Raw genomic sequence first — 26,205 nt, 5'->3', positions numbered from 1 at the left:
CGCAGGTTGTCATCGCGACAAGCGATTGTCTTTTCCGGCGCGCGGCCGATTTCTAGACTTTGCGCACCGGTCGTCTCATGGTGAGCGGCGGGACTCTCACAGGAGATACCTTCGTGCCTGCACTGTCATTCGCGTGGACCCGCCGCACCGTCCTGGCCGGGCTGGCCGCCGTCGCCCTGGGCGCTTCGATGGGCGCCTCGGCCCAGTTTCCCGAGCGCCCGTTGAAATTCATCGTGCCCTATGCCGCCGGGTCGGGCGTGGACGTGGCGGTGCGGCCGGTGGCCGACGCCATGGGGCGCGAGCTGGGCCAGGCCCTGGCGGTGGACAACCGCCCCAGCGCCGGCGGCATCGTCGGCACGCAGGCGCTGGCCACCTCCGCGCCGGACGGCTACACGGTCGGTTACGGCAACCTCGTCACGCTGAGCATCAACCCTGCCTTCTTCTCGAAGCTGCCCTACGCGCCCGAGAAAGACCTGGTGCCGGTCGGCCTGATCTCGAGCAACGCCTACGTGCTGATCGTGCGCAAGGACCTGCCCGTGCGCAACCTGCAGGAGCTCATCGCCTACGGGCGCGAGCATCCCGGCAAGCTCTCGGCCGGCTCGCCCGGCATCGGCAGCGCGGGCCACCTGACCGGCGAGCTGCTGAAGGCCGAGACCGGACTGACGATGGTGCAGGTGCCCTACAAGACCGGCACGCAGGCGGTCGGCGACATGGTCAACGGCCAGCTCGACGTGACCATCGAGAACATCTCGGCGGTGCTGCCGTTCATCCAGCAAGGCCGGGTCAAGGCGATCGCCGTCACCAGCGCGAAGCGCGCCGGCGTGCTGCCCGAGGTGGCGACGGTGGCCGAGAGCGGCGTGCCCGGTTTCGAGGTGGTGGCCTGGGGCGCGCTGATGGCGCCGGCGGGCACGCCGCGCAAGACGGTCGACCGGCTCAACACCGCGCTGCGCGCCGCGCTGGCCGACCCGGCCGTGGTGCGCGCCAACGCCGCGCTGTCGATCGAGGCATTGCCTTCGAGTCCCGAGGAACTCAGCGCGCTGATGAAGCGCGAGAAGCCGCGCTGGGCCGACGCCGTGCGGCGCGCGGGCGTCAAGGGCGACTGACGCACGTCCGATCGATCGATTTCATTTTTCTCAAGGAGACAACGCATGCAACTCTGGCAACTGGAAGCCGCCGACCTGGCGCAGCGCATCAAGGCGCGCGAGGTCTCGTGCGTCGAGGCGGTGCGCAGCAGCCTGGCGCGGCTGGAGGCCGTCAACCCGCGGGTGAACGCCGTGGTCGACGGCTGCGCGGATGAGGCCCTCGGCGCGGCGGCGCAGGCCGATGCCGTGCTCGCCAAGGGCGAGGCGACCGGGCCGCTGCACGGCGTGCCGGTCACCATCAAGGTCAACGTCGACCAGCGCGGGCATGCCACCACCAACGGCGTGGAGGCTTACCGCAGCGTCGTGGCGACGGACGACAGCCCCGTGGTGGCGAACCTGCAGCGCGTCGGCGCGATCGTGGTCGGCCGTACCAACACGCCCGCGTTCTCGATGCGCTGGTTCACCGACAACGCAGCGCACGGGCGCACACTGAATCCGCACAACGCGGACGTCACGCCGGGCGGCTCGAGCGGCGGCGCGGCGGCGGCGGTGGCGGTCGGCATCGGCGCCATCGCGCACGGTAACGACCAGGGCGGATCCATCCGCTACCCGGCCTACGCCTGCGGCGTGTACGGCCTGCGCCCGAGCTTCGGCCGCGTGCCGGCCTTCAACCCTTCGGGTGCGAGCGAGCGGCCGATGGTGGTCCAGCTCACGTCGGTGCAAGGGCCGCTGGCGCGCAGCGTGCGCGACCTGCGGCTGGCCTTTGCCGCGATGGCGCAACGCGACGTGCGCGACCCGTGGTGGGCGCCCGCGCCGCTGGAATCGGCCACGTCGGGCAGCCCCGTCAGAGTGGCGCTGTGCACCGAGCTGCCCGGCTACGCCTGCGACCCCGAGGTGGCCGATGCCTTGCAGCGCGCCGCGCGCCGGCTGGAGCGCGCCGGCTACCGCGTCGAACCCGCGCAGCCGCCGCGCCTGCGCGAGACGGCCGACCTCTGGCTGTCGCTGACGATGGCCGACAGCCGGCTGCTGGTGGAAGAGGCACTGATGCGTGACGGCGATGACACCATCCGCCAGGCTTATCGCGCCATGGACGCGCACGCGCCGCAGTTCGACACAGCAAGCTATATGCGCGCCCTGGCTGCGCGCACGGGCCTGATGCGCGAATGGGCGCTGTTCCTGCAGCGCCATCCGCTGCTGCTGATGCCGGTGTCGTGGCGCCATCCGTTCCCGGTCGACGCCGACCAGCGCGGCAGCTCTGCGATGCGGGAGATTCTGGATGCGCAGAGCCCGCTGCTGTCCACCGCGATCCTGGGATTGCCGGGGCTGTCGGTGCCGATGGGGCTGCGCCACGGGCTGCCCACGGGCGTGCAACTCGTGAGCGACCGCTTCCGCGAAGACCTCTGCCTGGCCGCGGCCGAAGTGCTCGAAGCCGAGGCCGGGCCGGTGGCGGCGGTCGACCCCGCCTGAGCGGGGAGGGCGCGCGTCAGCGCTTACTGAAGATGTCGCGCGCCGCCGCGATGGTGGCCGCGATGTCGTCCTCGCTGTGCGCGGCGCTCACGAAGCCTGCTTCATAGAGTGCCGGCGCGATGTACACGCCGCGATCGAGCAGGCCGTGGAACAGTGCATTGAACTGCGCGTTGTCGGTGGTCATCACCGTCGCGTAGTTCTGCGGCAGTTCGTTCATCAGGAAGAAGCCGAACATGCCGCCTTCGCTGTCGGCGTTGAAGGGCTGGCCCTCGGCGGCCGCGGCGGCCTTGAGGCCGTCGACCAGCGTGCGGGTCTTCTTGGCCAGCGCTTCGTAGAAGCCGGGCTTCGAGATTTCCTTCAGCGTGGCCAAGCCGCAGGCGGTGGCCACCGGGTTGCCCGACAGCGTGCCGGCCTGGTAGACCGGGCCCAGCGGCGCGAGCTGTTCCATGATGGCGCGCGGGCCGCCGAAGGCCGCCAGCGGCATGCCGCCGCCGATCACCTTGCCGAGCACCGTGAGGTCGGGCGTGATGCCCAGCACGCCTTGCGCGCCGTGCAGGCCGACACGGAAGCCCGTCATCACCTCGTCGAAGATCAGCAGCGCGCCGTGCTGCGTGCACAGCTCGCGGCAGCGCTTCGCGAATTCGGGCGTGGCGCGCACGAAGTTCATGTTGCCGGCGATCGCCTCGATCATCAGGCAGGCGATGTCCTTGCCGTGCAGCGCGAAGGCTTCTTCGAGCTGCTGCAGGTTGTTGTACTCGAGCACCAGCGTGTGCTGCACCACCTCGGGCGGCACGCCGGCCGAGGTCGGGTTGCCGAAGGTGGCGAGGCCGGAACCGGCCTTCACGAGCAGCGCGTCGGCGTGGCCGTGGTAGCAGCCTTCGAACTTGACGATGGTCTTGCGGCCGGTGGCGCCGCGCGCCAGGCGCAGCGCGCTCATCGCGGCCTCGGTGCCCGAGCTCACGAGGCGCACCATCTCCATCGATGGCACCAGGGCCAGGATGGCTTCGGCCAGTTCGATCTCGCGCTCGGTCGGCGCGCCGTACGAGAAGCCTTCGAGCACGGCCTTCTGCACCGCCTCGACCACGGCGGGGTGGCCGTGGCCCAGGATCATCGGACCCCAGGAGCCGATGTAGTCGATGTAGCGCTTGTCGTTGGCGTCCCAGAAATAGGCGCCTTGCGCGCGCTGGATGAAACGGGGCGTGCCGCCGACGGCCTTGAAGGCGCGCACGGGCGAGTTCACGCCGCCGGGGATCACGGCGCGGGCGCGCTCGAAAAGAAGGTCGTTCTGGTCAGTCATCAGTGTCGCGTGTCGTGCGGGGGTAAAGCGAAATCGGGTGGGGTGTCGGGCGCGTCGTCATCGTCTTCGTCGTCCTCGGGCTCGGCCCAGAACAGGCGGTCGGGCAGCACGTGGCCCATGCCGGGGCGAAAGCCCGCGTCGAGGCAGCGGTCCATGTAAGCGAGCGCTTCGGTCGTGGCAGCCACGAGGTCAGTGCCGCTGGCGAGCAGGGCCGCGAGCGCGGCCGAGAGCGTGTCGCCGGCGCCGGCAAAGACGGCTTCGAGCCGTTCGTACTTCTCGCTGGCCAGCACCGACTGCGGCGAGGCCAGCACGTTGTCGATGAACTGGTCGGGCAAGACCATGCCGGTGACCAGGGTGTAGGGCACGCCGAACTCGCCGGCGGCCTTGGCGATGTCGCGCGCGCCGGGCGGGCGCTCGCCGCTCCAGTCGGGCAGCAGCCAGCGCCACAGGGTGCTGTGGTTTCCAACCAACACCGTGGTCTGGGGCAGCACGAGGTCGCGAAAAGCGTCGAGATAGGCCTCGATGAGGTTCTCGTCCCACCACGACAGGTTGGGCATGTAGGCCACCACGGGCACGTCCGGGTAGTCGGCGGCGGTCTCGGCGATGGTGCTCAGCGCCTCGGGGGTGCCGGCAAAGCCCACCTTGATCAGCTGGACCTCGACGTCTTCCAGGATGGCGCGCGCCTGCTCGGCCACGGCCTCTTCCTCGAAGGCGAAGTGGTCGAAGATCTCGGCTGTGTCGCGGGCGTAGGCGCCCGTCACCACCGGCAGGATGTGAGCGCCCACCGATCCCATGGCCAGGGCGTCGGCGCCCAGGCCGCCCGCGCCGCTCGGATCGCTGGCATTGAACACCAGCACGCAGGGGGGATTCAGGTCGCGTTCGCTCAGCGCCTCGTCGTCCTGCGAGGGGTCGTTAAGATTGCCCGGTTTGCGGGCGTTCTCGTCTGGATGTAAGTAGATGGTCATACGCCTAGCGAAATCCCCTGGATGGTGGCATAGGCGCGACGTTTACGGTCTGCCAGTGAGATACGCATAGATACACTCGTTGCATTTAATGAACAAGGACTTTAAGCTCCGATGAACACGAAAACTTGGATGTGCCTGATTTGTGGGTGGATCTATGACGAAGCGGTTGGTGTACCGGAAGACGGCATCGCGGCAGGCACGGCCTGGGCCGATGTGCCGATGAACTGGACCTGTCCTGAGTGCGGTGCGCGCAAGGAAGACTTCGAAATGGTTGAGATCTGACAAGCATGGCATAGGGCTACGCGATCTGCGTCGATGTTCGGCGCGGCGGGCATCCAAGTCTCATGAGCAGGAGCGTTTGCAATGGGCCCGAATGGATCTGGTTACAAGGTGCTGGTCATCGATGACAGCAACACCATCCGGCGCAGTGCCGAGATTTTTCTGAAGCAGGGTGGGCACGAGGTTCTTCTCGCGGAAGACGGCTTCGACGCGCTCTCCAAGGTTAACGACCACAAGCCTCACCTGATTTTCTGCGACATCCTGATGCCTCGCCTCGACGGCTATCAGACCTGCGCCATCATCAAGCGCAACGCGCATTTCTCCAATGTCCCGGTCGTCATGCTGTCTTCGAAGGATGGCGTATTCGACAAGGCCCGCGGCCGCATGGTCGGGTCCCAGGACTATCTCACCAAGCCATTCACCAAAGACCAGCTGCTGCAGGCCGTGCAGCAGTTTGGCATTGTTCAACAGGAAGTGCAGTAATGCCCATTCGAAAAATCCTCGTCGTCGACGACTCCAAGACGGAACTGGTGTTCCTGACCGACCTCCTCCAGAAGAACGGTTTCTCCGTGAAGACGGCCGAAAACGCCGACGACGCGATGCGCCGCCTCGAGGAAGACCACCCCGACCTGATCCTCATGGACGTGGTCATGCCCGGCCAGAACGGCTTCCAGCTCACGCGCGCCATCGCTCGCGACCCGAAGTACGCCGCCATCCCGATCATCCTGTGCACCAGCAAGAACCAGGAAACCGATCGTGTCTGGGGCATGCGCCAGGGCGCACGCGACTACATCGTGAAGCCGGTCAACGCGGCCGATCTGATGTCCAAGATCAGCGCGCTCGCCTGAGCGGGAACCTGCGCACTCCATGGCGAATCGCGACGCGCTGCGCGCCTTCCAGTCCCGGCTTGCGAGCCGCCTCCAGGCCGCGCGCACCACGGGCGTGGCCGCGAGCTGGCTGGCGGTCGAGGCGGGTGAGGGCAAGTACCTCTTTCCGCTGGCGCACGCCGGCGAAATCTTTCCCTGGACGCCGCCCCAGCCCGTGCCCTACACGGAGCCCTGGTTCCTCGGCGTCGCCAACCTGCGCGGCGGCCTGTACGGCGTCGTGCAGCTGTCGGCGTTTGCGTCCGGTGCGCCGGGCGCCCCTGCCGCCACCGAGGCGGCACGCATCCAATCGCGGCTCGTGGCATTCAACGAGCTGCTCGAAGTCAACTGCGCTTTGCTGGTCGATCGACTGGCGGGGTTGCGGGGTGCGGAGGCCTTCACGGCCGCCGACGCCCCGGGCGCAGAGGCCCCGGCCTGGCACGGGCATCTGTACACCGACGCAGCAGGAGAGCGCTGGCAGGAAGTCAACCTGCAGGCGCTTTCGCAGCAACCCCAGTTTTTGAGTATTGGTGCGTAGTGCTTCGGCACATGGCACTGGCAACCACCTGAAGGACCGACCGTGAGCTCGATCGCCGACAAGTTCAAGAAATTACTCCCCGCGACCAACGGGAACGACAAGGCCCGCGTCGACGGCTCCGGTTCGATATCGCTCGACGATGTCGACACGGTTCAGGTTCCGGACGAAAAAACGATCCGCCTCGCCAAGAAGGGCGAGGGCGCATCCGCCGCCACAGCCGACACCGGCTTCGGCGGCATCGACGCGCTGGGCGACCCGGCGTCCGTCGAAGCCGCCAACGCGGCCACGCTCGAAGCGGCTCCGCTGGCCCCCGCCGCGGGCGGCATGGGCGCCAACCCCGCCAAGCAGCAGCGCGTGCTGGCCATCATGCTGGCCATCGTGGTGCTGGCGCTGTTGCTGGTGGCCGGCTCCGCCATCCTTCGCGCGGAACGCCTGGCGCAGCAGGTGGCGGCCACCGGCCAGTCGCTGATGCAGTCGCAGCGCCTGGCCAAGTCGATCTCGCAGGCCCTCGTCGGCAGCGCCTCGGCGTTCGTCGAAGTGAAGGACAGCGCCGACGACCTCTCGCGCCGCGTGCAGGGTCTGACCAACGGCGACGACGCCTTGCGCCTGGAGGCCGTCGGCAACCAGTACGACGAGGAGATGAACAAGATCAACCCGCTGGTCGCCCGCGCCGACACCAGCGCCAAGGCCGTGCTGGCCCAGCGCCAGATCCTGACGCAGGTGGGCGCCGCCTTGCGCGACATCAACCAGCAGTCGTCCACGCTGCTCGAAATGACGGAAACCGTCGCGTCGCTGAAGATGCAGCAGAACGCCACGCTGCCCGAGATCTCGGCCGCCGGCCAGCTCGTGATGCTGACGCAGCGCATCGGCAAGTCGACCAACGAGTTCTTCACGGTCGAGGGTGTGAACCCCGACGCCGTGTTCCTGCTGGGCAAGGACCTGAACACCTTCCAGGAAACCACCCGCGGCCTGCTCGACGGCAACGCGCAGCAGCGCTTCCCCGGCTCGAAAGACCCGCAGACGCGCCAGCAGCTCGAAGCCATCCTGAAGACCTACGAACAGATGCGCACGCAGGCCTCGGCCATTCTGGGCAACCTGCAAGGCTTGGTGGCCGCGCGCGAAGCACAGGCGTCCATCCTGACCGACAGCGAGCCGCTGCGTAAGTCGCTGGGCGAACTGCAAGAAAAGCTGTCCGCACGCACCGGCCTGGGCGCCGGCACCATCGTGCTGCTGTTCGTGCTGTCGCTGGCCGCCCTGGCCCTGGCCGGCGCCATCGGTTTCGTGCAGGTGCGCGAAGGCCGCGAACGTGCCGCCGTCGCCGAACGCGAGCGTCTGGCTGCCGAGCAGGCGTCTGAAGAAGCCGGCCGCGTGAACAACGCCAACCAGGCCGCCATTCTTCGCCTGATGAACGAACTGCAAACGGTGGCCGAAGGCGACCTGACGCAGGAAGCGACCGTGACCGAGGACATCACCGGCGCCATCGCCGACTCGGTGAACTACACGGTGGAAGAACTGCGTTTGCTGGTGGGCAACGTGCAGAACACGGCAACCCGCGTGGCGCAGACGACGTCGCAGGTGGAAAACACCTCGACCGAACTGCTCGCCGCCTCAACCGAGCAGCTGCGCGAAATTCGCGAAACCGGCCAGTCGGTGCTGACCATGGCCGAGCGAATCAACGGCGTGTCCTCGCAAGCGCAAGAGTCTGCCACGGTGGCGCGCCAGTCGCTGCAAGCCGCATCGTCGGGCCTGCAGGCCGTGCAGAACGCCATCGGCGGTATGAACTCCATCCGCGACCAGATCCAGGAAACCTCCAAGCGGATCAAGCGCCTGGGCGAATCGTCGCAAGAGATTGGCGAAATCACCGAGTTGATCTCGGACATTACCGAACAGACCAACGTGCTGGCCCTGAACGCCGCCATTCAAGCGGCATCCGCTGGTGAAGCCGGCCGAGGCTTCTCGGTGGTGGCGGAAGAAGTTCAGCGACTGGCCGAACGCTCCGCAGACGCTACGCGCCAGATCTCGGCGCTGGTGAAGGCGATTCAGACCGACACGCAGGACGCGGTGGGCGCCATGGAGCGCTCCACGCAGGGTGTGGTCGAAGGGGCCAAGCTGTCCGACAACGCGGGTACCGCGCTGTCCGAGATCGACCGCGTGTCGCGCCGACTCGCTGACCTCATCGAGCAGATTTCGCAGTCCGCCTCCCGCGAGGCCGATTCGGCCAACGTGGTGGCCGCCAACATCCAGCACATTTTTGCGGTGACGGAACAGACCGGAGAAGGCACGCGGACCACGGCCCAGCAGGTGCGCGAGCTCTCGCAGATGGCCGAAGAACTGCGTCGCTCCGTGGCTCGTTTCAAGATCGCGTGACAACAGATAGATAAGAACGGCGAGCAACCACGTGTCGATTCAAACCCCTGCCACGGCCCCCCTCGCCGGCAACATGCCGGCCACCGAAGACCTCGGGCCGTTGGCCTGGGTGCTGGGAGAAATCCAGAAATCCCTCGACGGTGTCGGCAAGTCGCTGCGGCGTTTCGTGCGCGACGTGGGCAGTGCCACGGAGCCCGAGAGCGGTCCGCTGCAGATGGCCCGCCAGCAACTGCACCAGGCCGTCGGCGCGCTGCAGATGGTCGGCCACAGCTCGCCCGCCCTGGTGCTCGGCACCATCGAATTCGCGGTACAGGGCTTCATCGCCGAACCGCAGCGCTGCACCGAGAGTGCCGTGCACAAGATCGAGCGTGCCGGCTTTGCCGTCACCGATTTCCTCAGCGCACTGCTGGCCGGCAAGGCCGTGTCGTCGGTGGCGCTGTTCCCGCAGTACCGCGACGTGCTGGAGCTGGGCGGCAATGAGCGCGTCCACCCGGCGGACCTGTGGAGCACCGCCTGGCGGTGGGTCGAGGTCAAGCCAGCCCTCACGCAAGCCGCGCTGGCCTATGACCCGGCCGTGCGTTCGCGGCTCGACCGCGAGGTGCTGCAACTGGTCAAGAGCGGCGACGCGCAGGCCGCGCGACGGCTGCATGCGCTGTGCCTGGGGCTCGGGCGCGGCGCGCTGCTGCCGCGCGTCGCGAGCTTCTGGACGCTGGCCGCGGGCTTCTTCGAAGCCCTCGCGCTGGGCCTGATTCCCGCCGACACCTACGTCAAGCGCGCCGCCTCGCGCGTGCTGCTGCAGTACGCCACGCTGGCGCGCGGCGACAGCGTGGTGTCCGACCGCCTCGGCCAGGACCTGCTCTTCTTCTGCGCCCAGGCCGTGCCCGGCGCGCAGGACGACGCCGCCACGCTGCGCACCGTGCGCAGCGCCTGGGGCGTGACGCAGGAGCCGCGCGTCGACTACACCGTGGTGCAGTTCGGCCGCTTCGACCCGCTGGTGCTCTCGCAGGCGCGCAAGCGCATCGAGACCGCCAAGGAAATGTGGTCGGCGCTCTCGGGCGGCGACATCACGCGCACGCGCCAGGTGGCCGACACCTTCGCGCAGCTCGGCGAATCGCTGTTGAAGCTGCACCCGCCGAGCCAGCCGATGGTGCAGGCGCTGACGCACGCCGTGGACGCCTCGGTGCGTTCCGGCCAGCCGCCCGACACCGAACTGGCGATGGAAGTCGCCACCTCGGTGCTGTACCTCGAAGCCGCGCTCGAAGACCTCGACCCCAGCGACCCGCAGCTCACGGCCCGCACGCTGCAGCTGGCCGGCCGCATCGAACGCGTGCGCGACGGCGGCCGTTCCGAGCCGCTCGAGCCCTGGATGGAGGACCTGTACCGCCGCGTCAGCGACCGCCAGACCATGGGCACCGTGGTCGACGAGCTGCGCAGCCACCTGAGCGAACTCGAGAAGTCGCTCGACCAGTATTTCCGCCGCCCGGCTGAAAAGCCGCTGCTGCGCACCGTGCCCACGCAGCTCATGCAGATGCGCGGCGTGTTCTCGGTGCTGGGGCTCGAGCAGGCCGCGCACACCGTGCAACGCATGCGCGACGATGTCGAGCAGATGCTGCAGGTCAATCGCTCGCCCGTCGAGGAAATGGCCACCTTCGACGCGCTCGGCAACAACCTGGGCGCGCTCGGTTTCCTCATCGACATGCTGGGCTACCAGCCCGCACTGGCCAAGCGCCTGTTCGTGTTCGACGCCGAAGCGGGCGAGCTCAAACCGCTGATGGGCCGCCAGGCCATCGATGCCGCGGCCCCGGCCGAAGGCGCTGCCGCACCGGCCGCCGAGCCCGTGCTCAGCATCGAGGAAGTCGACGCGCAGATCGCCTCCAAGCTCGCCGCGCTGGCCACGCCCAACCGCAAGACCAAGCCGTCGCCGCTGGAGGAATTCAGCCGCAAGGCCGAGAGCTGGACCACCAAGATCACGGGCCCGTCGGCGCTGCCCGACACCGAGGTCACCGAGCTCGAAGAAGACGACCTGCAGAACATCTTCCTGGACGAAGCCCGCGAAGTGGTGGGCAACGGCCTGGCCGCCATCGCCGCGCTCGGCAACCGTCCCGGCGACACCGAAGAACTCACCATCCTGCGCCGCGCGTTCCACACGCTCAAGGGCAGCTCGCGCATGGTCGGCCTCACCGACTTCGGCGACGCCGCTTGGTCGCTCGAACAGGTGCTCAACACCTGGCTGGCCGACCAGCGCGACGCCACGCCCGAGCTGTTGTCGAGCACCGAGCGCATGCTGCGCGATTTCAGCCAGTGGGTCGAAGCCATCGCCGCCGGCGATGCGGGCACCTGGCACTCGGCACCGTTCAGCCGTGTGGCCAACGCGCTGCTGGCCGGCGAGCCCGTGCCCGCACCGGTGCGCGTGGCCGACGCCGAAGCGCTCGCGGTGGCCGCGCGCCACATCGCCGCGGAGCCGGCGCCGATCGCATTGCCGGAGCTGCCTGAGCTCCCCGACCTGTCGCTGACGCCGCAAGATGTCGCAGCCCCTGACGCCACGTTGGACTTCTCCGACTGGCAGCAGGCGCAAGAAGCGCCACACGCACCGACCAAGCCTGTCACACCCGAGCCCGACGACGATTTCGCCTCCACCGACTTCCTCGACTTCGAAGGCAAGCAGAGCACAGCGCCCGCACCGCTCGACGTGCTGCCCAGCGGCGACGATTTCGATTTCCTCGCACCCCCGAAGACGCATGCACCGGCCGAGCCCGCCGTGTCGCACGCCGAGCCCGAGCCCGCCCCGGAAATCGCAGCGACGGTGCCGACCGCGTCGGGCCTGCCCGATCTCGAATGGGCGCCCGAGCCGCTGCCGCTGGCTGCTGCTGAGCCTGTCGCCGAGACGGTGGCACCTGTCGAGGTCATCGAGGCTGCCGAAGAACTGCCGGCGCTGGAAGTGCCGGTCGAAGAACTGCAGCCGGAACCGGAGCCCGTGTCGGCGGCCAGCGAAGCCGCCCCCGAGGTCCCCGTTGTCGTCGAGGAGCTGCCTACCGCCGTCGTGGCCGAACCGGAACCCGTGTCGGAGCCTGAGCCCGTGCTGGCCGAGGCCATTCCTGAACCCGAGTCTTCCATCGCACCGAGCGCCGAAGACCAGGTCAAGGTGATCGGTCCGCTGCGCATCGGCATCGCGCTGTACAACGTCTACCTCAACGAAGCCGACGAATGGTCCCGCCAGCTGGCGACCGATGTCGGCGAATGGGCGCTCGAAACCCACGAGCGCCTGCCCGACTCGACCATCGCGCTGGCCCACTCGCTGGCCGGCAGCTCGGCCACCGTCGGCTTCCACAGCCTCTCGGGCATGGCCCGCTTGCTCGAATCGGCGCTGCAGCATCTGCAGATGCAGGGCAGCGGCACGCGCGAGCAGGGCGTCGTGCTGGTCGCCGCGGCCGACGAGCTGCGTCGCCTGCTGCACCAGTTCGCCGTCGGCTTCCTGCGCGACCCATCCGAAGCCACGCTGCAGGCGCTGCGCGAAATCGCCGCCGCGCCGATGCCGCCCGAAATCGCTGCGGCCCGCTTCGAGACGCTGCTGCCCAAGCAGGTCGTCGCCAACGACGCCTTTGCCGACGTGGTACTGGACGACAACGAAGACGCCATCGACCTGGCCGACGCGGTCGACGTCGACCTGTTCCCGATCTTCGAGGAAGAGGCTGCCGAACTGATGCCCCAGCTGGGCGAGGCGCTGCGCCAGTGGTCGCACCACCCCGACGACGCCGCGCCGCGCGCCTCGGTGCTGCGCACGCTGCACACGCTCAAGGGCAGCGCACGGCTGGCCGGCGCCATGCGCCTGGGCGAGCGCGCGCACCGCATGGAGTCCGAGATCGAACTGCTGGGCTCCCAGGGGGCGGAGCGGGCCGACATCGAGAAGCTGCTCACGCGTCTGGACACGCTGCAACACACCTTCGACGCCCTGCGCGCGGCCGACGACGCCGCCCAGGTCGAAGTGGCCCAGCTGATCGCCACCGCCAGCCCGACCGCACCCGCCATCCAGCGCGTGCAGGCGGCGCCTGAGGTGCGCGAGTCGGCGAACGACGACCAGGCCGAAGCGGCTTCTGCCGAATCCGCCGTGGAAGCCCCGTCGTCCCTGCTGCCGCGCCCCGCGCCGGCCCTGCTCGCGCCGCTGCGCGCGGCTTCGGGCCAGGCGGTGCGCATCCGCACCCAGCTGCTCGACCGCCTGGTCGCGCAGACTGGCGAGGTCATCATCACGCGTTCGCGCCTGGAGGCCGAACTGGGCCAGCTGCGCGGCTCGCTGGCCGACCTCACGGGCAACCTCGACCGCCTGCGCCAGCAGCTGCGCGACATCGAGGTGCAGGCCGAAAGCCAGATGCAGTCGCGCCTGGCACAGGCCAAGGACTCGCAGCAGAGCTTCGACCCGCTCGAGTTCGACCGCTTCACCCGCGTGCAGGAACTCACGCGCATGATGGCCGAGTCGGTGAACGACGTGGCCACCGTGCAGCGCACGCTGCAAAAGACCGTGCAGGCCACGGAAGACGACCTGAGCGTGCAGGCACGCCAGACGCGCGAACTGCAGCGCGGCCTGCTGCGCACGCGCATGGTGGAGTTCGAAGGCATCTCCGACCGCCTGTACCGCGTGGTGCGCCAGGCCTCGAAGGACACCGGCAAGCAGGTGCGCCTGGACATCGTCGGTGGCTCCATCGAAATGGACCGCGGCGTGCTCGACCGCATGACGCCCGCCTTCGAACACCTGCTGCGCAACTGCGTGGCGCACGGCATCGAGGATGTGGCGGCGCGCGAGAAGGCCGGCAAGGACGCCAGCGGCCTCATCGTCATCGACCTGCACCACGAAGGCAACGACGTGTCGGTGAGCTTCCGCGACGACGGCGCCGGCCTCGACCAGAAGCGCATCGCCGAACGCGCCCGCGCCCTCGGCCTGCTCGGCCCCGACCAGGACCTGTCGCCCGAGGAAGCCACCGAGCTGATCTTCAAGCCCGGCTTCTCGACGGCCGGACAGGTGTCCGAACTGGCTGGCCGCGGCATCGGCATGGACGTGGTGCGCGCGCAGATCGCCGCGCTCGGCGGCCGCATCGAAACGCACAGCACGCCGGGCCAGGGCACCACCTTCAAGCTGGTGCTGCCGCTGACCACCGCCGTGACGCACGTGGTGATGCTGCGTGCGGGCGAGGTGTCGATCGGCGTGCCGTCGAACCTCGTGGAACTCGTGCAGCGCGTGAGCGGCGCCGACCTCGAGGCCGCCTACCTGAACCACAGCTTCGCCTTCGGCACCGAGCAGGTGCCGTTCTACTGGGCAGGCGCGCTGCTGCAGCATTCGATTCGCAGCGAGCACGCCGCCACCAAGAACAACACGCTGGTGATCGTGCGAAGCGCGGCGCAGCGCGTGGCCCTGCATGTGGACGAAGTGCTGGGCAACCAGGAAGTCGTGGTGAAGAACCTCGGCCCGCAGCTCGCGCGGCTGCCCGGTTTGGCCGGCATCTCGGTGCTGGCTTCGGGCGCGGTGGCGCTCATCTACAACCCGGTGGCGCTGGCCGCGGTGCACGGCGACCAGGCGCGTGCGCGCCAGACCGCCGCGCTGGCCGCGCCGACGCATGCCGCTTCGGTGGACACCGGCGCGCCGCAGACGCCGGCCGCCTTTGCCCCGGTGGTGCCGCAGATCCCGCTCGTGCTGGTGGTGGACGACTCCATCACCGTGCGCCGCGTCACGCAGCGTCTGCTGCAGCGCGAAGGCTATCGCGTGTCGCTCGCGGCCGACGGCCTGCAGGCGCTCGAACGGCTGCAGCAGGAGCGCCCGGCCGTGGTGCTGTCGGACATCGAGATGCCGCGCATGGACGGCTTCGACCTGGCCCGCAACATCCGCGCCGACGTGGCCCTGGCCGAGCTGCCGATCATCATGATCACCTCGCGCATCGCCGAGAAGCACCGCGAGTACGCCCGCGACCTGGGCGTGAACCACTACCTGGGCAAGCCGTACTCGGAAGAGGAATTGCTGCGCCTGGTGCGTGCCTACACGAGCGAGCCGGCCGCGTTGGCGGTGGCCTGACCGGCATCGGCCGCGCCGGCAGTCGGCGCGCAAAAGAAAAGGGCCCTTCGGGGCCCTTTTTTCTTGGCTTACGGCTTTTGCAGGGCCTTGGCCCGCGCCGCCGCGTAGCGCTGCATCGTCTTCTCCCGCGCCTCTGCGTGGTCCACCACCGGCTTCGGGTAGTTCTCGCCCAGCCTGACGCCCGCCGCCTCCAGCTCGACCGGCGAGGCCATCCATGGCGCATGGATCGCCACGTTCGACAGGCCCGCCAGCTGCGGCAGGTAGCGGCGGATGAACTTGCCCTCGGGGTCGAAGCGCTCGCTCTGCGTCACCGGGTTGAAGATGCGGAAGTAGGGCTGGGCGTCGCAGCCGGTCGAGCTGGCCCATTGCCAGCCGCCGTTGTTCGAGGCCAGCTCGAAGTCGTTCAGGTGCAGCGCGAAGTAGCGTTCGCCGCGCCGCCAGTCCAGCCCCAGGTCCTTGCACAGGAAGCTCGCCACCACCATGCGCAGCCGGTTGTGCATGTAGCCGCTCTGCCGGATCTGCAGCATCGCGGCGTCGACCAGCGGGTAGCCGGTGCGGCCCTCGCACCAGGCGTCGAACAGCTGGTCGGCGTGCTTGCCGTGGTGCCACTGGATCTTGTCGTACTCGGGGCGGAAGCTCTTCGACTCGCCGTTCGCATGCACGTGCGGAAAGTGCGCCAGGATCTGGAAGTAGAAGTCGCGCCAGACCAGCTCGCTGAGCCAGGTCGCGGCGCCGGCGTTGCCCTGCAGCGCCAGCTGGTGCGCCACGCTGGCCAGCTGGCGGATCGACACCGTGCCGAAGCGCAGGTGCACGCCCATGTAGCTCGGGCCGCGCACGGCCGGGAAGTTGCGCGCCTCGTCGTAGCGGTCGATGCGCTCGAAGAAATCCTCGAACAGCGCGCCGGCGCCGCGCGTGCCGGTGGGGATCTCCAGCGTCTGGAGGTTGGTGCTTTCGAAGCCGATCTCGCCCAGCGTGGGCACCGGCCCGCCCAGGGCCGGGGGCGGCGGCGCGAGCGCGTCGGCGTGGCTGCGCACCGGGTACGGCTTCAGGAAGAACGAATCCACCTTCGCCAGCCAGGCCCGCTTGTACGGCGTGAACACCGTGTAGGGCAGGCCGGCCTTGGTCATGACCTCGTCGCGGTCGAAGACGGTGCTGTCCTTGAAGGTGTGGAAGCTGATGCCCGTGTTGGCCAGTGCGCCGAGCACGCGGGCGTCGCGCGCCAGGGCGTCGGGCTCGTCGTCGCGGTTGGCGAACACCGCCTGCACGTCGAGCGTGTGGGCCAGTGCGGGAATCTCCTCGGCGGCCACCGCGTGCCGCACGATGAGCCCGCTGCCCAGGCCGCGCAGCTCGGTTTCGAGCTCCACCAGCGATTCGCGGATGAATTCGACCCGCCGGTCCGCGCAGGGCAGGGCGTCCAGGATCGCCCGGTCGAACACGAAAACGCACACCACCTGCCGGCAGGCCCGCAGCGCCCGGTACAGCGCTGCGTTGTCGTCCACCCGGAGGTCCCGGCGAAACCACATGAGCCCTTTGGGATAGGTCTTGTCGACGGCCAGTAAAATCGGGGGCATATGGCTGCCGATTCTGCCCCGATGAACCTGACGCATCACTTTCTGATCGCGATGCCGGGGATGGAAGACAAAACTTTCAACCGCAGCGTCGTTTACCTCTGCGAACACAGCGAGCGCGGTGCGCTCGGGCTGGTGATCAACAAACCCAGCGACATCAACCTCAAGGTGCTGTTCGAGAAGATCGAGCTGCACCTGGCCCGCCCCGAGCTGGGCGAGGCCCCCGTTTTCCAGGGTGGCCCGGTGCAGACCGAGCGCGGCTTCGTGCTGCACGAGCCGGTGTTCACCCAGGCCGAGAAGCCCGAGGAATCGGTCTACGCCTCGACCATGACCATCCCCGGCGGGCTCGAAATGACCACCTCCAAGGACGTGCTGGAGGCCCTGGCCACCGGCGCCGGCCCGCGCAAGGTGCTGGTCTCGCTGGGCTATTCGGCCTGGGGCGAGGGCCAGCTGGAGTCCGAACTGGCCGAGAACAGCTGGCTCACCGTGCTGGCCGACCCGGCGGTGATCTTCGATACGCCGGTGGAAAAGCGCTACGACAAGGCGTTGATGCTCCTGGGGCTTGAGGCCTGGACGCTGTCCCCTGACGCGGGCCACGCATGAGCGACGTCATGTCCGACGCGCCTGCATCCGCTCCTGTTCCTGTCCCCGCCGCCGTTCCCGCGCATTTCCAGAGCTTCCTGGCCTTCGACTTCGGCGCCAAGCGCACCGGCGTGGCCAGCGGCAACCGGCTGCTGCGCACGGCGACCCCGCAGGCCACCATCAAGGCCGAGGGCGCCGACGCCCGCTTTGCCCAGGTCGAGGCGCGCATCAAGGAATGGCAGCCCGACGCCCTGGTGGTCGGCGTGCCCTACCACCCCGATGGCGCCCCGCACGAGAACACCCGCCGCGCGCAGAAGTTCGCGCGCCAGTTGCGCGGCCGTTTCAATCTCCAGGTGTTCGAGGTCGACGAGCGCTACAGCACCACCGAGGCCTTGTCGTCCGGCGCCCGCGATGCCGACGCCGCCTCGGCCTGCATCATCCTGGAACAGTTTTTGAGGAGTCTCCCGTGAGTTCAATCCCCGATGCCGAAGCGCTCTACACGACGCTGCTGTCCGGCGTGAAGGCGCTGATGCGCCCCGAGACGAAACTGGTGGGCATCACCTCCGGCGGCGCCTGGCTGGTCGAGCGCCTGCAAAAAGACCTGGGCCTGGCCGGTGCCCCCGGCGTGATTTCGTCGGCCATGCACCGCGACGACTTCGCGCGCCGCGGCCTCTCGGCCAGCGCGCAGACCGCGCTGCCCTTCGACGTGAACGGTGCCGACGTGCTGCTGCTCGACGACGTGCTCTACACGGGCCGCACCATCCGCGCCGTGCTCAACGAGCTGTTCGACTTCGGCCGCCCCGCCTGCGTGCGCCTCGCCGTGCTGGTCGACCGTGGTGGCCGCGAACTGCCCGTCGCCGCCGACTTCGCGGCAACGACGCTCAAGCTGCCCGACACCCAACTGCTCGCTCTCGCACGCGCCGACGACGGCGCCTTCAGCCTCAAGGTGGAGGACAACAAGTAATGCTCTACAAGCGAAACCCGCAGCTCAACAAGAACGGCGAGCTGATCCACCTGCTGTCGATCGAGGGCCTGCCCAAGGACATCGTCACGCACATCCTCGACACGGCCGCCAACTTCACGAGCGTGAGCGACCGCGAGGTGAAGAAGGTGCCGTTGCTGCGCGGCAAGAGCGTGTTCAACCTGTTCTTCGAGAACAGCACGCGCACGCGCACCACCTTCGAGATCGCGGCCAAGCGCCTGAGCGCCGACGTCATCAATCTCGACATCGCGCGCTCCTCAGCCACCAAGGGCGAGTCGCTGCTGGACACCATCGCCAACCTGAGCGCCATGGCCGCCGACCTGTTCGTGGTGCGCCACAGCGAGTCGGGCGCGCCCTACCTGATCGCGCAGCACGTCGCACCGCACGTGCACGTGGTGAACGCCGGCGACGGCCGCCACGCGCACCCGACGCAGGGGCTGCTCGACATGTACACGATCCGCCACTACAAGAAAGACTTCTCGAACCTCACGGTCGCGATCGTCGGCGACGTGCTGCACTCGCGCGTGGCGCGTTCGGACATTCATGCACTCACCACGCTCGGCTGCGCCGAAGTGCGCGTGGTCGGCCCGAAGACGCTGGTGCCCGCCGACATGGCCGGCATGGGCGTGCGCGTGTGCCACACGCTCGAAGAAGGCATCAAGGACTGCGACGTCGTCATCATGCTGCGCCTGCAGAACGAGCGCATGAGCGGCGCGCTGCTGCCCTCGTCGCAGGAGTTCTTCAAGACCTTCGGCCTCACGCAGGAAAAGCTGCAGCTGGCCAAGCCCGACGCCATCGTGATGCACCCGGGCCCGATCAACCGCGGCGTGGAGATCGACTCCGCCGTGGTCGATGGCAAGCAGAGCGTGATCCTTCCGCAGGTCACCTTCGGCATCGCGGTCCGCATGGCCGTGATGAGCATCGTGGCAGGTAACGAAGCATGAACATCCTCATCACCAACGGCCGCGTCATCGACCCCGCCTCGGGCACCGACAAGCCCACCGACATCGCCATCGCCGACGGCAAGATCGCCGGCATCGGGCGCGCACCGGCCGGCTTCAAGCCCGAGCGCACCCTCGACGCCACGGGCTGCATCGTCACCCCCGGCCTCGTCGACCTCGCCGCGCGCCTGCGCGAGCCGGGCTACGAGCATGAAGGCATGCTCGAAAGCGAAATGGCCGCGGCCATCGCGGGCGGCGTGACCAGCCTCGTGTGTCCGCCCGACACCGATCCCGTGCTCGACGAGCCCGGCCTGGTCGAGATGCTCAAGTTCCGCGCCGAAAAACTGCAGTGCTCGCGCCTGTTCCCGCTCGGCGCGCTCACGCGCAACCTCGCCGGCGGCGTGCTCACCGAGATGGCCGAGCTCACCGAGGCCGGCTGCATCGGCTTCGGCCAGGCCGACGTGCCGCTGGCCGACACGCAGGTGCTGCAGCGCGCGCTGTCGTACGCCAGCACCTTCGGCTACACCGTGTGGCTGCGTCCGCAGGACCGCGACCTCGGCAAGGGCGTCGCGGCCAGCGGCGCGCTCGCCACGCGGCTGGGCCTGGGCGGCGTGCCGGTGGCGGCCGAGACGATCGCCATCTTCACCATCATCGAGCTCATGAAGAGCACCGGCGCGCGCGTGCACCTGTGCCGCATCTCCAGCGCCCGCGGCGTGGCACTGGTGCGCGAGGCCAAGGCGCAGGGCCTGCCGATCACCTGCGACGTCAGCATCAACTCGCTGCACCTGGCCGACACCGACATCGGCTTCTTCGACAGCCGCGCGCGCCTGAACCCGCCGCTGCGCCAGCAGGGCGACCGCGACGCGCTCTCGGCCGCGCTGGCCGACGGCACCATCGACGCGCTGGTGTCCGACCACACGCCGGTCGAGGCCGACGCCAAGACGCTGCCTTTTGCCGAAGCCGAACCCGGCGCCACCGGCCTCGAACTGCTGCTGCCGCTCGCGCTGCAGTGGGGCGAGCGCAGCGGCGCGGGCCTGTCGCGCGCCATCGAGGTGGTCACCTCGGCGCCGGCGCGCCTGCTGAACGCGGCCGACGCGGCCAGCGGCATCGGCCGCATCGCCGAGGGCGGCGTGGCCGACCTGTGCATCGCCGATCCGTCGCTCGAATGGCAGGTGGTGCCCGAGGCGCTGCGCAGCCAGGGCAAGCACACGCCGTTCTCCAGCTACCCGATGCAAGGGCGCGCGCGCCACACGCTGGTGGCCGGTCGCGTCGTGCACGGCTGAGCGACAGCCGCCCGCCACACGGCACGCCGTCAAAAAAGAAGAAGAGGGCCCGCGTCCAGATGCTGCACTCGTTGAAGGCCGGCTGGCGCCTGCTGCATGCGGCCTCGCATGCGCTGTCGGGCTGGTGGACGATCCGCTTCACCTTCCCCCGCCTGCCGCAGGACGAGCGCAACGCGCGCGTGCAGGCCTGGTCGCAGCGCATGCTGCAGATCATGGGCGTCACGCTGCGCGTGCAGGGCGAGCCGCCCGCGCACGGGCCGGCGCTGCTCATCTGCAACCACCTGTCGTGGCTCGACATCACCGCCATCCATGCGGCGCGCCATGTGCGCTTCGTGTCGAAGTCGGACGTCAAGCAGTGGCCGGTGATCGGCACGCTCTCCACGGGCTCGGGCACGCTCTACATCGAGCGCGAGCGTCGGCGCGACGCCATGCGCGTGGTGCACCACATGACCGAGGCGCTGCGCGGCGGCGACCTGATCGGCGTGTTCCCCGAAGGCACCACGAGCGACGGGCGCGGGCTGCTGCCGTTCCACGCCAACCTGCTGCAGGCCGCGATTTCCTCGGGCGCGCCGGTGATCCCGGCCGCGCTGCGCTTTGCCGACGCCGCCACCGGCGAAACAAGCCAGGCGCCGCGCTACATCGACGACGACAACCTGCTGGCCTCGGTGTGGAACACGCTGCGCGCGCCGCCGCTCTTGGCCATCGTGCGCTTCGGCGAGCCGCAGCCTTCGTACAGCCGCGAACGCCGCAGCTGGGCGCATTCGCTGCATGAAGACGTGCAGCAGCTGCGCCGCGATACCCACTGAGCGGCACTGACCGGATCGATTCGCAAAAAAAGCGCCCCGAGGGGCGCTGTAACGACGCAAGAAGCGCCGTGAGGAGGAAGCGGGATCGTTCGTCGTGACTCGTGGCCGGTCAGAGAATGCCGAACACCTTCAGCCCGATGATCACGATCAGCGGGACGCCGCAGAGCCAAAGGATGATGCTTTTCATGACCGGTCTCCGTGAGGTAGGTAGGCCTCTACGGTGGCCGCGTCTGCGGCCCGCGCGTGCGGGATAAGGCAAACCAAGCGCGTGAGCGCCTGCCTACACGGCACGGGCCGGCGGTTCAGCCCGCTTCGTCGGTGGGCACGAAGCCCAGGCGGCGCGAGATTTCCAGCGCGCAGGCCTTCAGCGGCACGGCCACGCGGCCGTTCCAGTCGCTGTCGAAGGTGGCCTCGGGGCCCATGGCCGTGATGCCCAGCACCAAGTTGTTGGTCGAGTCGAACACCGGCGCGCAGAAGGCGTCGATGCCCGGAATCGGCTGGCCCAGCGTGCGCGAGATGCCGTGCAACCGCGTCTCGACCAGGAGCGCCTCGATCTGCGACTTCGACAGCTCTTCGCTGGCGCCGCGTCCGTCGGCCGGGCGCGTGCGCGCCAGGTCCTCGAGCATCATCTTTTCCACCACCTTCGGCGGCAGGTAGGCCGCGAACAGCCGGCCCGTGGCCGTGTAGGCCAGCGACATCACGGTGCCGGTGCGCAGGTTCACGTGCAGCGGATGGATCGGTTCTTCCAGCCGCACCACGGTCGGCCCGAAGTTGCCCCAGACCGCGACCGCGATGCTCTGTTCGGTCTCGGAGGCGAGCGCTTCGATGAGGGGCGACGCTTCCTTGATCGGGTCGAGCCGCTGCAGCTTGGCCAGGCCCAGCTGCAGGGCCAGCGGGCCCAGCTCGTAGCGGCCGGTGCCGTCCTGCACCACGAAGCCGACCTTCAGAAAACTCACCAGGTAGGGGTGCGCCTTGCCGACCGGCACGCCGGCGGCCTTGCCGAGATCGCGCAGCGCCATGGGCGCCACGTGCCGGCCGAGCGCGACCAGCAATTGCGTTCCGATTTCGACGGATTGAATGCCACGTCTTGGCTTTTCCATGGGGCGCCCGGCGTGGGGGTTGAGAGTGGGAGCGAGTATAGCCATCAGGGTTTCTACTGATATTGTCGTGTTCAATCGACGATGACTGATCATCTGATAGTAACTAAGCGACTTGACCATATCAACATCGCTGCCTACACTCCGCCGCAACTTAAGTCGTACACACAACACGAGAGCGAACAGAGGCAGAGATGGAACAGAACACGTGGGAATGCGATGTCCTCGTCGTCGGCAGCGGCGCGTCTGGCATGGCCACCGCCGTCACGGCGGCGTCGCAGGGTTTGAAGGTGCTGGTGGTCGAGAAAGAGCCGCGCTTCGGTGGCACCACCGCGCGCTCGGGCGGCTGGCTGTGGATTCCGGGCACGCGCCTGGCCACGGAGCAGGGCATCCATGAGCCGCCCGGCGCGGCGCTCGACTACATGAAGCACGAGACCACGACGCACTTCGACGCGGCGCGCGTGGGCGCCTTCCTCGACATGGGCCCCAAGGCGATCGACTTCTTCACGCGCAACACCTGCGTGCAGTTCGACATGCCGGCCGTCTTCCCCGACTATCACGCCGAAGCGCCCGGCGGCCAGCCCGGCGGGCGTTCGATGGTCACGCGCCCGTTCGACGGCCGCGAGCTCGGTGCGCGCATCAAGCACCTGGCGCCGCCGCTGCCCGAGCTCACGGTGTTCGGGATGATGTTGGGCTCGGGCCCCGAGATCAAACACTTCATGCGGGCCTTCAAGTCGCCGACCTCGTTCTGGTACGTGACCAAGCGCCTGACCCGGCACTTCCTGGACGTGGTGCGCCACGGCCGCGGCATGACGCTGACCAACGGCAACGCGCTGGCCGGCCGCCTGGCCAAGGCCGCGATGGACCTGGACATTCCCGTGTGGCTCTCGTCGCCCGTGAAGAAGCTCGTGGTCGAGTACGACGGCGTCTCGGGCGCCGTGGTGCAGCACGAAGGCAAGACGGTGCGCATCACCGCCAAACGTGGCGTGGTGCTGGCCTGCGGCGGCTTCCCCTACGACGTGGAGCGCCGCAAGCAACTGTTCCCGCACGCACCGACCGGCAAGGAGCACTACTCGCCGTCGCCTTCCACGAACACCGGCGACGGCCTGCGCCTGGCCGAAGCCGTGGGCGGCCGCGTCGACGGCACCATCCCGCACGCCGCGGCCTGGGTGCCGGCCTCGGTCACCACGCGACCCGACGGCAGCAAGGGCGTCATGCCGCACTTCATCGACCGCGCCAAGCCCGGCGTGATCGCGGTCACGCCCAAGGGCAAGCGCTTTGCCAACGAAGGCAACTCGTACCACGACTTCGTGCAAGCGATGGTCAAGGCCTGCGAGGGCGAGCCCGAGGTCACGGCCTGGCTGCTGTGCGACCACAAGGCGCTGCGCGACTACGGCCTGGGCTGCGTTGCGCCTGCGCCGCTGCCCATCGGCCGCCACCTGAAGACCGGCTACCTCAAGCGCGGCGCGAGCATCGGCGAGCTGGCCAAGGAAATCGGCATCGCCCCCGCCGCGCTCGAAGCCACCGTGCAGGAGTTCAACCAGGGCGCGCGCACCGGCGACGACCCCGCCTTCGGCAAGGGCAGCAAGGCCTACAACCGCTACCAGGGCGACGCCAACGTCACGCCCAACCCCTGCGTGGCGCCGCTGGAAAACGGCCCGTACTACGCGATCAAGCTGGTCATCGGCGACATCGGTACCTTCGCCGGCCTCGTCACTGACGAGAAGACCCGCGTGCTCGACGCCGACCGCCAACCGATCAAGGGCCTGTACGCCGTCGGCAACGATGCGGCCAGCGTGATGGGCGGCAACTACCCCGGCGCGGGCATCACGCTCGGCCCGGCGCTCACCTTCGGCTATGTCGCGGGACTGCAGGTCGCGCAGGCCGAAGTGGCTGTGCCCCTGCACGTCGAGCAGCGCGAAGCCGTGGCGGTGCCGCGCGGCGCCTGATCCCGTTCCGATAGTCAACCCAAGGAGCCGACCATGCCCTTTCCTCCTCACGTCGCACCGCGCCTGCTCGAAGGCCGCCTCGCGCTGATCACCGGCGCCGGCCAGGGCAATGGCCGCGCGCTCGCGCTCGGCCTGGCCCAGGCGGGCGCGCGCGTCGTCGTCACCGACATGAACGAAGCCACCGTGGCCGAGACCGCGCAACTGGTGCGCAACGAAGGCGGCGAGGCCTGGTCGTTCGTGCTTGACGTCACCGCGCCCGAGGCCTGCCAGGCGCTGGCGGCGCGCGTGGCGCAAGAGGTCGGCCATGTCGACCTGCTGGTGAACAACGCCGGCATCATCATCCGCGAGACCACCAGCAGCCCGAACGCCGCGGCCAACTGGAAGAAGACCATCGACGTGAACGTGCACGGCACCTTCAACACCACGCTGGCCTTCATCCCCGTGCTCAAGCAGACGAAGGGCTCGATCATCAACATCGCCTCCATCGCCGCCTACGCGGGGCAGGCCGCGAGCCTGGGCTACTCGCCCTCGAAGGGCGCGATCAAGATGCTCACGCAGTCGCTGGCGCAGGAGCTCGCGCCGGCCGGCGTGCGCGTGAACGCACTCGCACCCGGCGTGATCGAGACGCCCATGACCGCGGCCACGCGCGAGAACCCGCAGCGCCTCGAGTCGTTCATGACGCGCATCCCGCTGGGCCGCGTCGGCCAGACCGAAGACCTGGTGGGCCCGGTGATCTTCCTGGCGAGCGACATGTCGCGCTACGTCACCGGCATCACGCTGCCGGTGGATGGCGGCTTCCTCGCCGTCTGAGCCACGCCTCTTCCTTTTCGATTTCCCGTTCCCCGTCCGTCAACCCTTAGGAGACAAAGAATGAAAACGATCCGTCTGTACAAGACCCTGCTCGCGACCGCCGCCTTCGCTGCGTTCTCGGCGGGCGCCTACGCGCAAGACATCAAGCTCGGCTACAACGGCGACCTCTCGGCTTCGCCTTCGGCGCAGAGCGGCCAGGCCGCGGTGCTGGGCATGGAAGCGGCCATTGCCGACCTGAACGCCGCCGGCGGCGCGCTCGGACGGAAGTTCACACTGGTCACGCGCGACGACGTCTCGGCGCCGCCGAAGTCGATCCAGAACATGAGCGACCTGGTCGACAACGAGAAGGTCGTCGCCGTGTTCGGCCCCACCAACTCGGGCAACGCCATGGCCTGGAAGCACATCGCCAACCAGAAGAAGATCCCCGTGCTGGGCAACGTGGGCTCGGGCACCGACATCACCAAGCCGATGAGTGCCGGCGCCGACAACTACATGTTCCGCGTCTCGATGGTCGACCGCGAGCAGGTCGCCGCGCTCATGGCCTACGTGAAGCGCAACACGGCCGGCTCCAAGGTCGTGGGCCTCATGGCCGAGACCACCGGCTACGGCCAGGGCGGCCTGAAGGACATGGAAGAAATCGCCAAGCTGCAGGACATCAAGATCGCGGCCACCGAACGCTTCGGTGTCGGCGACACCGACATGACCTCGCAGCTCTCGAAGATGAAGGCCGCCAACGTCGACACCGTGGTGGTGTGGGCGCAGGGCACGCCGATCGCGCAGCTGGTGCGCAGCATGGAGAAGATCAACTACTTCCCGCTGACGCTCACCTCGTGGGCCGCCGACAACATCACCTTCTACGACGCGGCCGGCAAGGCGCTGGCCGAGAAGCCGATCTTCATGCGCACCGTGAGCGAGACGCGCACGCCCGTGCAGCAGAAGCTGTTCGACCGCATCGGCAGCAAGCTGAAGGCACCGGGCTCGTTCTCGTTCGCGCTGCACGGCTACGACTCGGTGCTGCTGCTGGCCCAGGCCATGAAGCAGGCCAACAGCACCGACGGCGCGGCCGTGCGTGCCGCGCTCGAAGACCTGAAGACGCCGGTGCAGGGCGTGCTCAAGACCTACGAGAAGCCTTTCAGCAAGACCAACCATGAAGCGCTCACGGCCAAGGACCTGGTCTGGATCCGCTGGAAGGACGGCAAGCTGCTGCCCTACAGCGACGCGCTGATCGGCGCGCTCAAGCCGGCCGACTTCAAGCAATAAACGTCTGAGACAAA

Annotated in this window: 21 protein-coding genes; 17 read left to right on the top strand and 4 right to left on the bottom strand. The window is 68.6% G+C overall.

All coding sequences use genetic code 11. The annotated features are described in order from the left end of the window. The first annotated feature begins 113 nt into the window (after positions 1-113). Together ACAM52_RS28375 and ACAM52_RS28370 are read left to right on the top strand one after the other, a co-directional pair. Positions 114-1,103, top strand: coding sequence for a Bug family tripartite tricarboxylate transporter substrate binding protein (locus ACAM52_RS28375; protein WP_369645197.1), 990 nt, complete (start codon positions 114-116; stop codon positions 1,101-1,103). A gap of 45 nt (positions 1,104-1,148) precedes the next feature. Further along, positions 1,149-2,549 carry an amidase family protein gene (locus ACAM52_RS28370; RefSeq protein WP_369645196.1) on the top strand — a complete coding sequence of 467 codons (1,401 nt, stop codon included), beginning with the start codon at positions 1,149-1,151 and terminating at the stop codon, positions 2,547-2,549. A gap of 16 nt (positions 2,550-2,565) precedes the next feature. Here the strand turns inward: ACAM52_RS28370 and hemL are convergent, their stop codons facing one another. Together hemL and ACAM52_RS28360 are read right to left on the bottom strand one after the other, a co-directional pair. Then, entirely contained in the window at positions 2,566-3,846 is a 1,281-nt protein-coding gene (hemL, locus tag ACAM52_RS28365; protein ID WP_139704807.1) for a glutamate-1-semialdehyde 2,1-aminomutase, read from the bottom strand. Beyond that, positions 3,846-4,811 (bottom strand): bifunctional hydroxymethylpyrimidine kinase/phosphomethylpyrimidine kinase, encoded by a 966-nt coding sequence (locus tag ACAM52_RS28360; protein ID WP_062479115.1) that lies wholly within the window; start codon positions 4,809-4,811, stop codon positions 3,846-3,848. Before ACAM52_RS28360 ends, hemL begins: the two co-directional genes overlap by 1 nt. Positions 4,812-4,922: 111 nt before the next feature. On the opposite strand from ACAM52_RS28360, the gene ACAM52_RS28355 reads away from it, so the two are divergent. The 6 genes from ACAM52_RS28355 to ACAM52_RS28330 all read left to right on the top strand — a co-directional run bounded on the left by ACAM52_RS28355 (position 4,923) and on the right by ACAM52_RS28330 (position 14,913). Next, on the top strand, positions 4,923-5,093 hold the full coding sequence (locus ACAM52_RS28355) for a rubredoxin (protein ID WP_007838397.1): 171 nt from the start codon (positions 4,923-4,925) through the stop codon (positions 5,091-5,093). A gap of 81 nt (positions 5,094-5,174) precedes the next feature. Beyond that, a complete protein-coding gene (locus ACAM52_RS28350) occupies positions 5,175-5,573 on the top strand; it encodes a PleD family two-component system response regulator (protein ID WP_021012487.1) in 399 nt (132 codons plus the stop codon). Next, complete coding sequence (locus ACAM52_RS28345; protein ID WP_062479114.1) at positions 5,573-5,938, top strand: PleD family two-component system response regulator; 366 nt, start codon at positions 5,573-5,575, stop codon at positions 5,936-5,938. Before ACAM52_RS28350 ends, ACAM52_RS28345 begins: the two co-directional genes overlap by 1 nt. A gap of 19 nt (positions 5,939-5,957) precedes the next feature. Next, a complete protein-coding gene (locus tag ACAM52_RS28340) occupies positions 5,958-6,491 on the top strand; it encodes a chemotaxis protein CheW (RefSeq protein WP_062479111.1) in 534 nt (177 codons plus the stop codon). Between the two features lie 42 nt (positions 6,492-6,533). Then, complete coding sequence (locus tag ACAM52_RS28335; RefSeq protein WP_139704803.1) at positions 6,534-8,858, top strand: methyl-accepting chemotaxis protein; 2,325 nt, start codon at positions 6,534-6,536, stop codon at positions 8,856-8,858. Between the two features lie 31 nt (positions 8,859-8,889). Continuing rightward, positions 8,890-14,913, top strand: a complete 6,024-nt coding sequence (locus tag ACAM52_RS28330; protein WP_369645195.1) for an Hpt domain-containing protein — start codon at positions 8,890-8,892, stop codon at positions 14,911-14,913. Positions 14,914-14,981: 68 nt separating this feature from the next. Here the strand turns inward: ACAM52_RS28330 and ACAM52_RS28325 are convergent, their stop codons facing one another. After that, a complete protein-coding gene (locus ACAM52_RS28325) occupies positions 14,982-16,484 on the bottom strand; it encodes a deoxyribodipyrimidine photo-lyase (RefSeq protein ID WP_369645194.1) in 1,503 nt (500 codons plus the stop codon). Here ACAM52_RS28325 and ACAM52_RS28320 point away from each other — a divergent pair, their 5' ends adjacent. Genes ACAM52_RS28320 through ACAM52_RS28295 form a run of 6 tightly spaced genes read left to right on the top strand, consistent with a single transcriptional unit; the run spans position 16,485 to position 21,075 of the window. After that, positions 16,485-17,084 carry a YqgE/AlgH family protein gene (locus tag ACAM52_RS28320; RefSeq protein ID WP_062479100.1) on the top strand — a complete coding sequence of 200 codons (600 nt, stop codon included), beginning with the start codon at positions 16,485-16,487 and terminating at the stop codon, positions 17,082-17,084. Beyond that, positions 17,081-17,533, top strand: coding sequence for a Holliday junction resolvase RuvX (gene ruvX / locus ACAM52_RS28315; RefSeq protein WP_070062755.1), 453 nt, complete (start codon positions 17,081-17,083; stop codon positions 17,531-17,533). Before ACAM52_RS28320 ends, ruvX begins: the two co-directional genes overlap by 4 nt. Then, positions 17,530-18,027, top strand: a complete 498-nt coding sequence (gene pyrR / locus ACAM52_RS28310) for a bifunctional pyr operon transcriptional regulator/uracil phosphoribosyltransferase PyrR (protein WP_056577781.1) — start codon at positions 17,530-17,532, stop codon at positions 18,025-18,027. Before ruvX ends, pyrR begins: the two co-directional genes overlap by 4 nt. Then, positions 18,027-18,989 (top strand): aspartate carbamoyltransferase catalytic subunit, encoded by a 963-nt coding sequence (locus ACAM52_RS28305; protein ID WP_056577783.1) that lies wholly within the window; start codon positions 18,027-18,029, stop codon positions 18,987-18,989. Before pyrR ends, ACAM52_RS28305 begins: the two co-directional genes overlap by 1 nt. Next, positions 18,986-20,269 carry a dihydroorotase gene (locus ACAM52_RS28300; protein WP_369645193.1) on the top strand — a complete coding sequence of 428 codons (1,284 nt, stop codon included), beginning with the start codon at positions 18,986-18,988 and terminating at the stop codon, positions 20,267-20,269. Before ACAM52_RS28305 ends, ACAM52_RS28300 begins: the two co-directional genes overlap by 4 nt. A gap of 59 nt (positions 20,270-20,328) precedes the next feature. Beyond that, on the top strand, positions 20,329-21,075 hold the full coding sequence (locus tag ACAM52_RS28295) for a 1-acyl-sn-glycerol-3-phosphate acyltransferase (RefSeq protein ID WP_062469741.1): 747 nt from the start codon (positions 20,329-20,331) through the stop codon (positions 21,073-21,075). Between the two features lie 302 nt (positions 21,076-21,377). Here ACAM52_RS28295 and ACAM52_RS28290 read toward each other — a convergent pair whose 3' ends face one another. Next, on the bottom strand, positions 21,378-22,175 hold the full coding sequence (locus ACAM52_RS28290) for an IclR family transcriptional regulator (protein WP_070062752.1): 798 nt from the start codon (positions 22,173-22,175) through the stop codon (positions 21,378-21,380). A 191-nt stretch (positions 22,176-22,366) separates the two neighbouring features. On the opposite strand from ACAM52_RS28290, the gene ACAM52_RS28285 reads away from it, so the two are divergent. The 3 genes from ACAM52_RS28285 to ACAM52_RS28275 are packed head-to-tail and all read left to right on the top strand — an operon-like array spanning position 22,367 to position 26,191. After that, positions 22,367-24,121 (top strand): FAD-dependent oxidoreductase, encoded by a 1,755-nt coding sequence (locus ACAM52_RS28285; RefSeq protein WP_095746778.1) that lies wholly within the window; start codon positions 22,367-22,369, stop codon positions 24,119-24,121. Between the two features lie 33 nt (positions 24,122-24,154). Beyond that, positions 24,155-24,931: an SDR family NAD(P)-dependent oxidoreductase gene (locus ACAM52_RS28280; RefSeq protein WP_139704791.1), complete on the top strand. Its 777-nt coding sequence runs from the start codon at positions 24,155-24,157 to the stop codon at positions 24,929-24,931. Between the two features lie 60 nt (positions 24,932-24,991). Beyond that, positions 24,992-26,191 carry an ABC transporter substrate-binding protein gene (locus ACAM52_RS28275; protein ID WP_062469728.1) on the top strand — a complete coding sequence of 400 codons (1,200 nt, stop codon included), beginning with the start codon at positions 24,992-24,994 and terminating at the stop codon, positions 26,189-26,191. Positions 26,192-26,205 lie beyond the last annotated feature (14 nt).

This window comes from Variovorax sp. V118 (assembly GCF_041154445.1).
Taxonomy (GTDB): domain Bacteria; phylum Pseudomonadota; class Gammaproteobacteria; order Burkholderiales; family Burkholderiaceae_C; genus Variovorax; species Variovorax boronicumulans.
The sequence above is the reverse complement of the archived record's forward strand: the minus strand, read 5'-3'. Positions and strand labels throughout refer to the sequence as shown.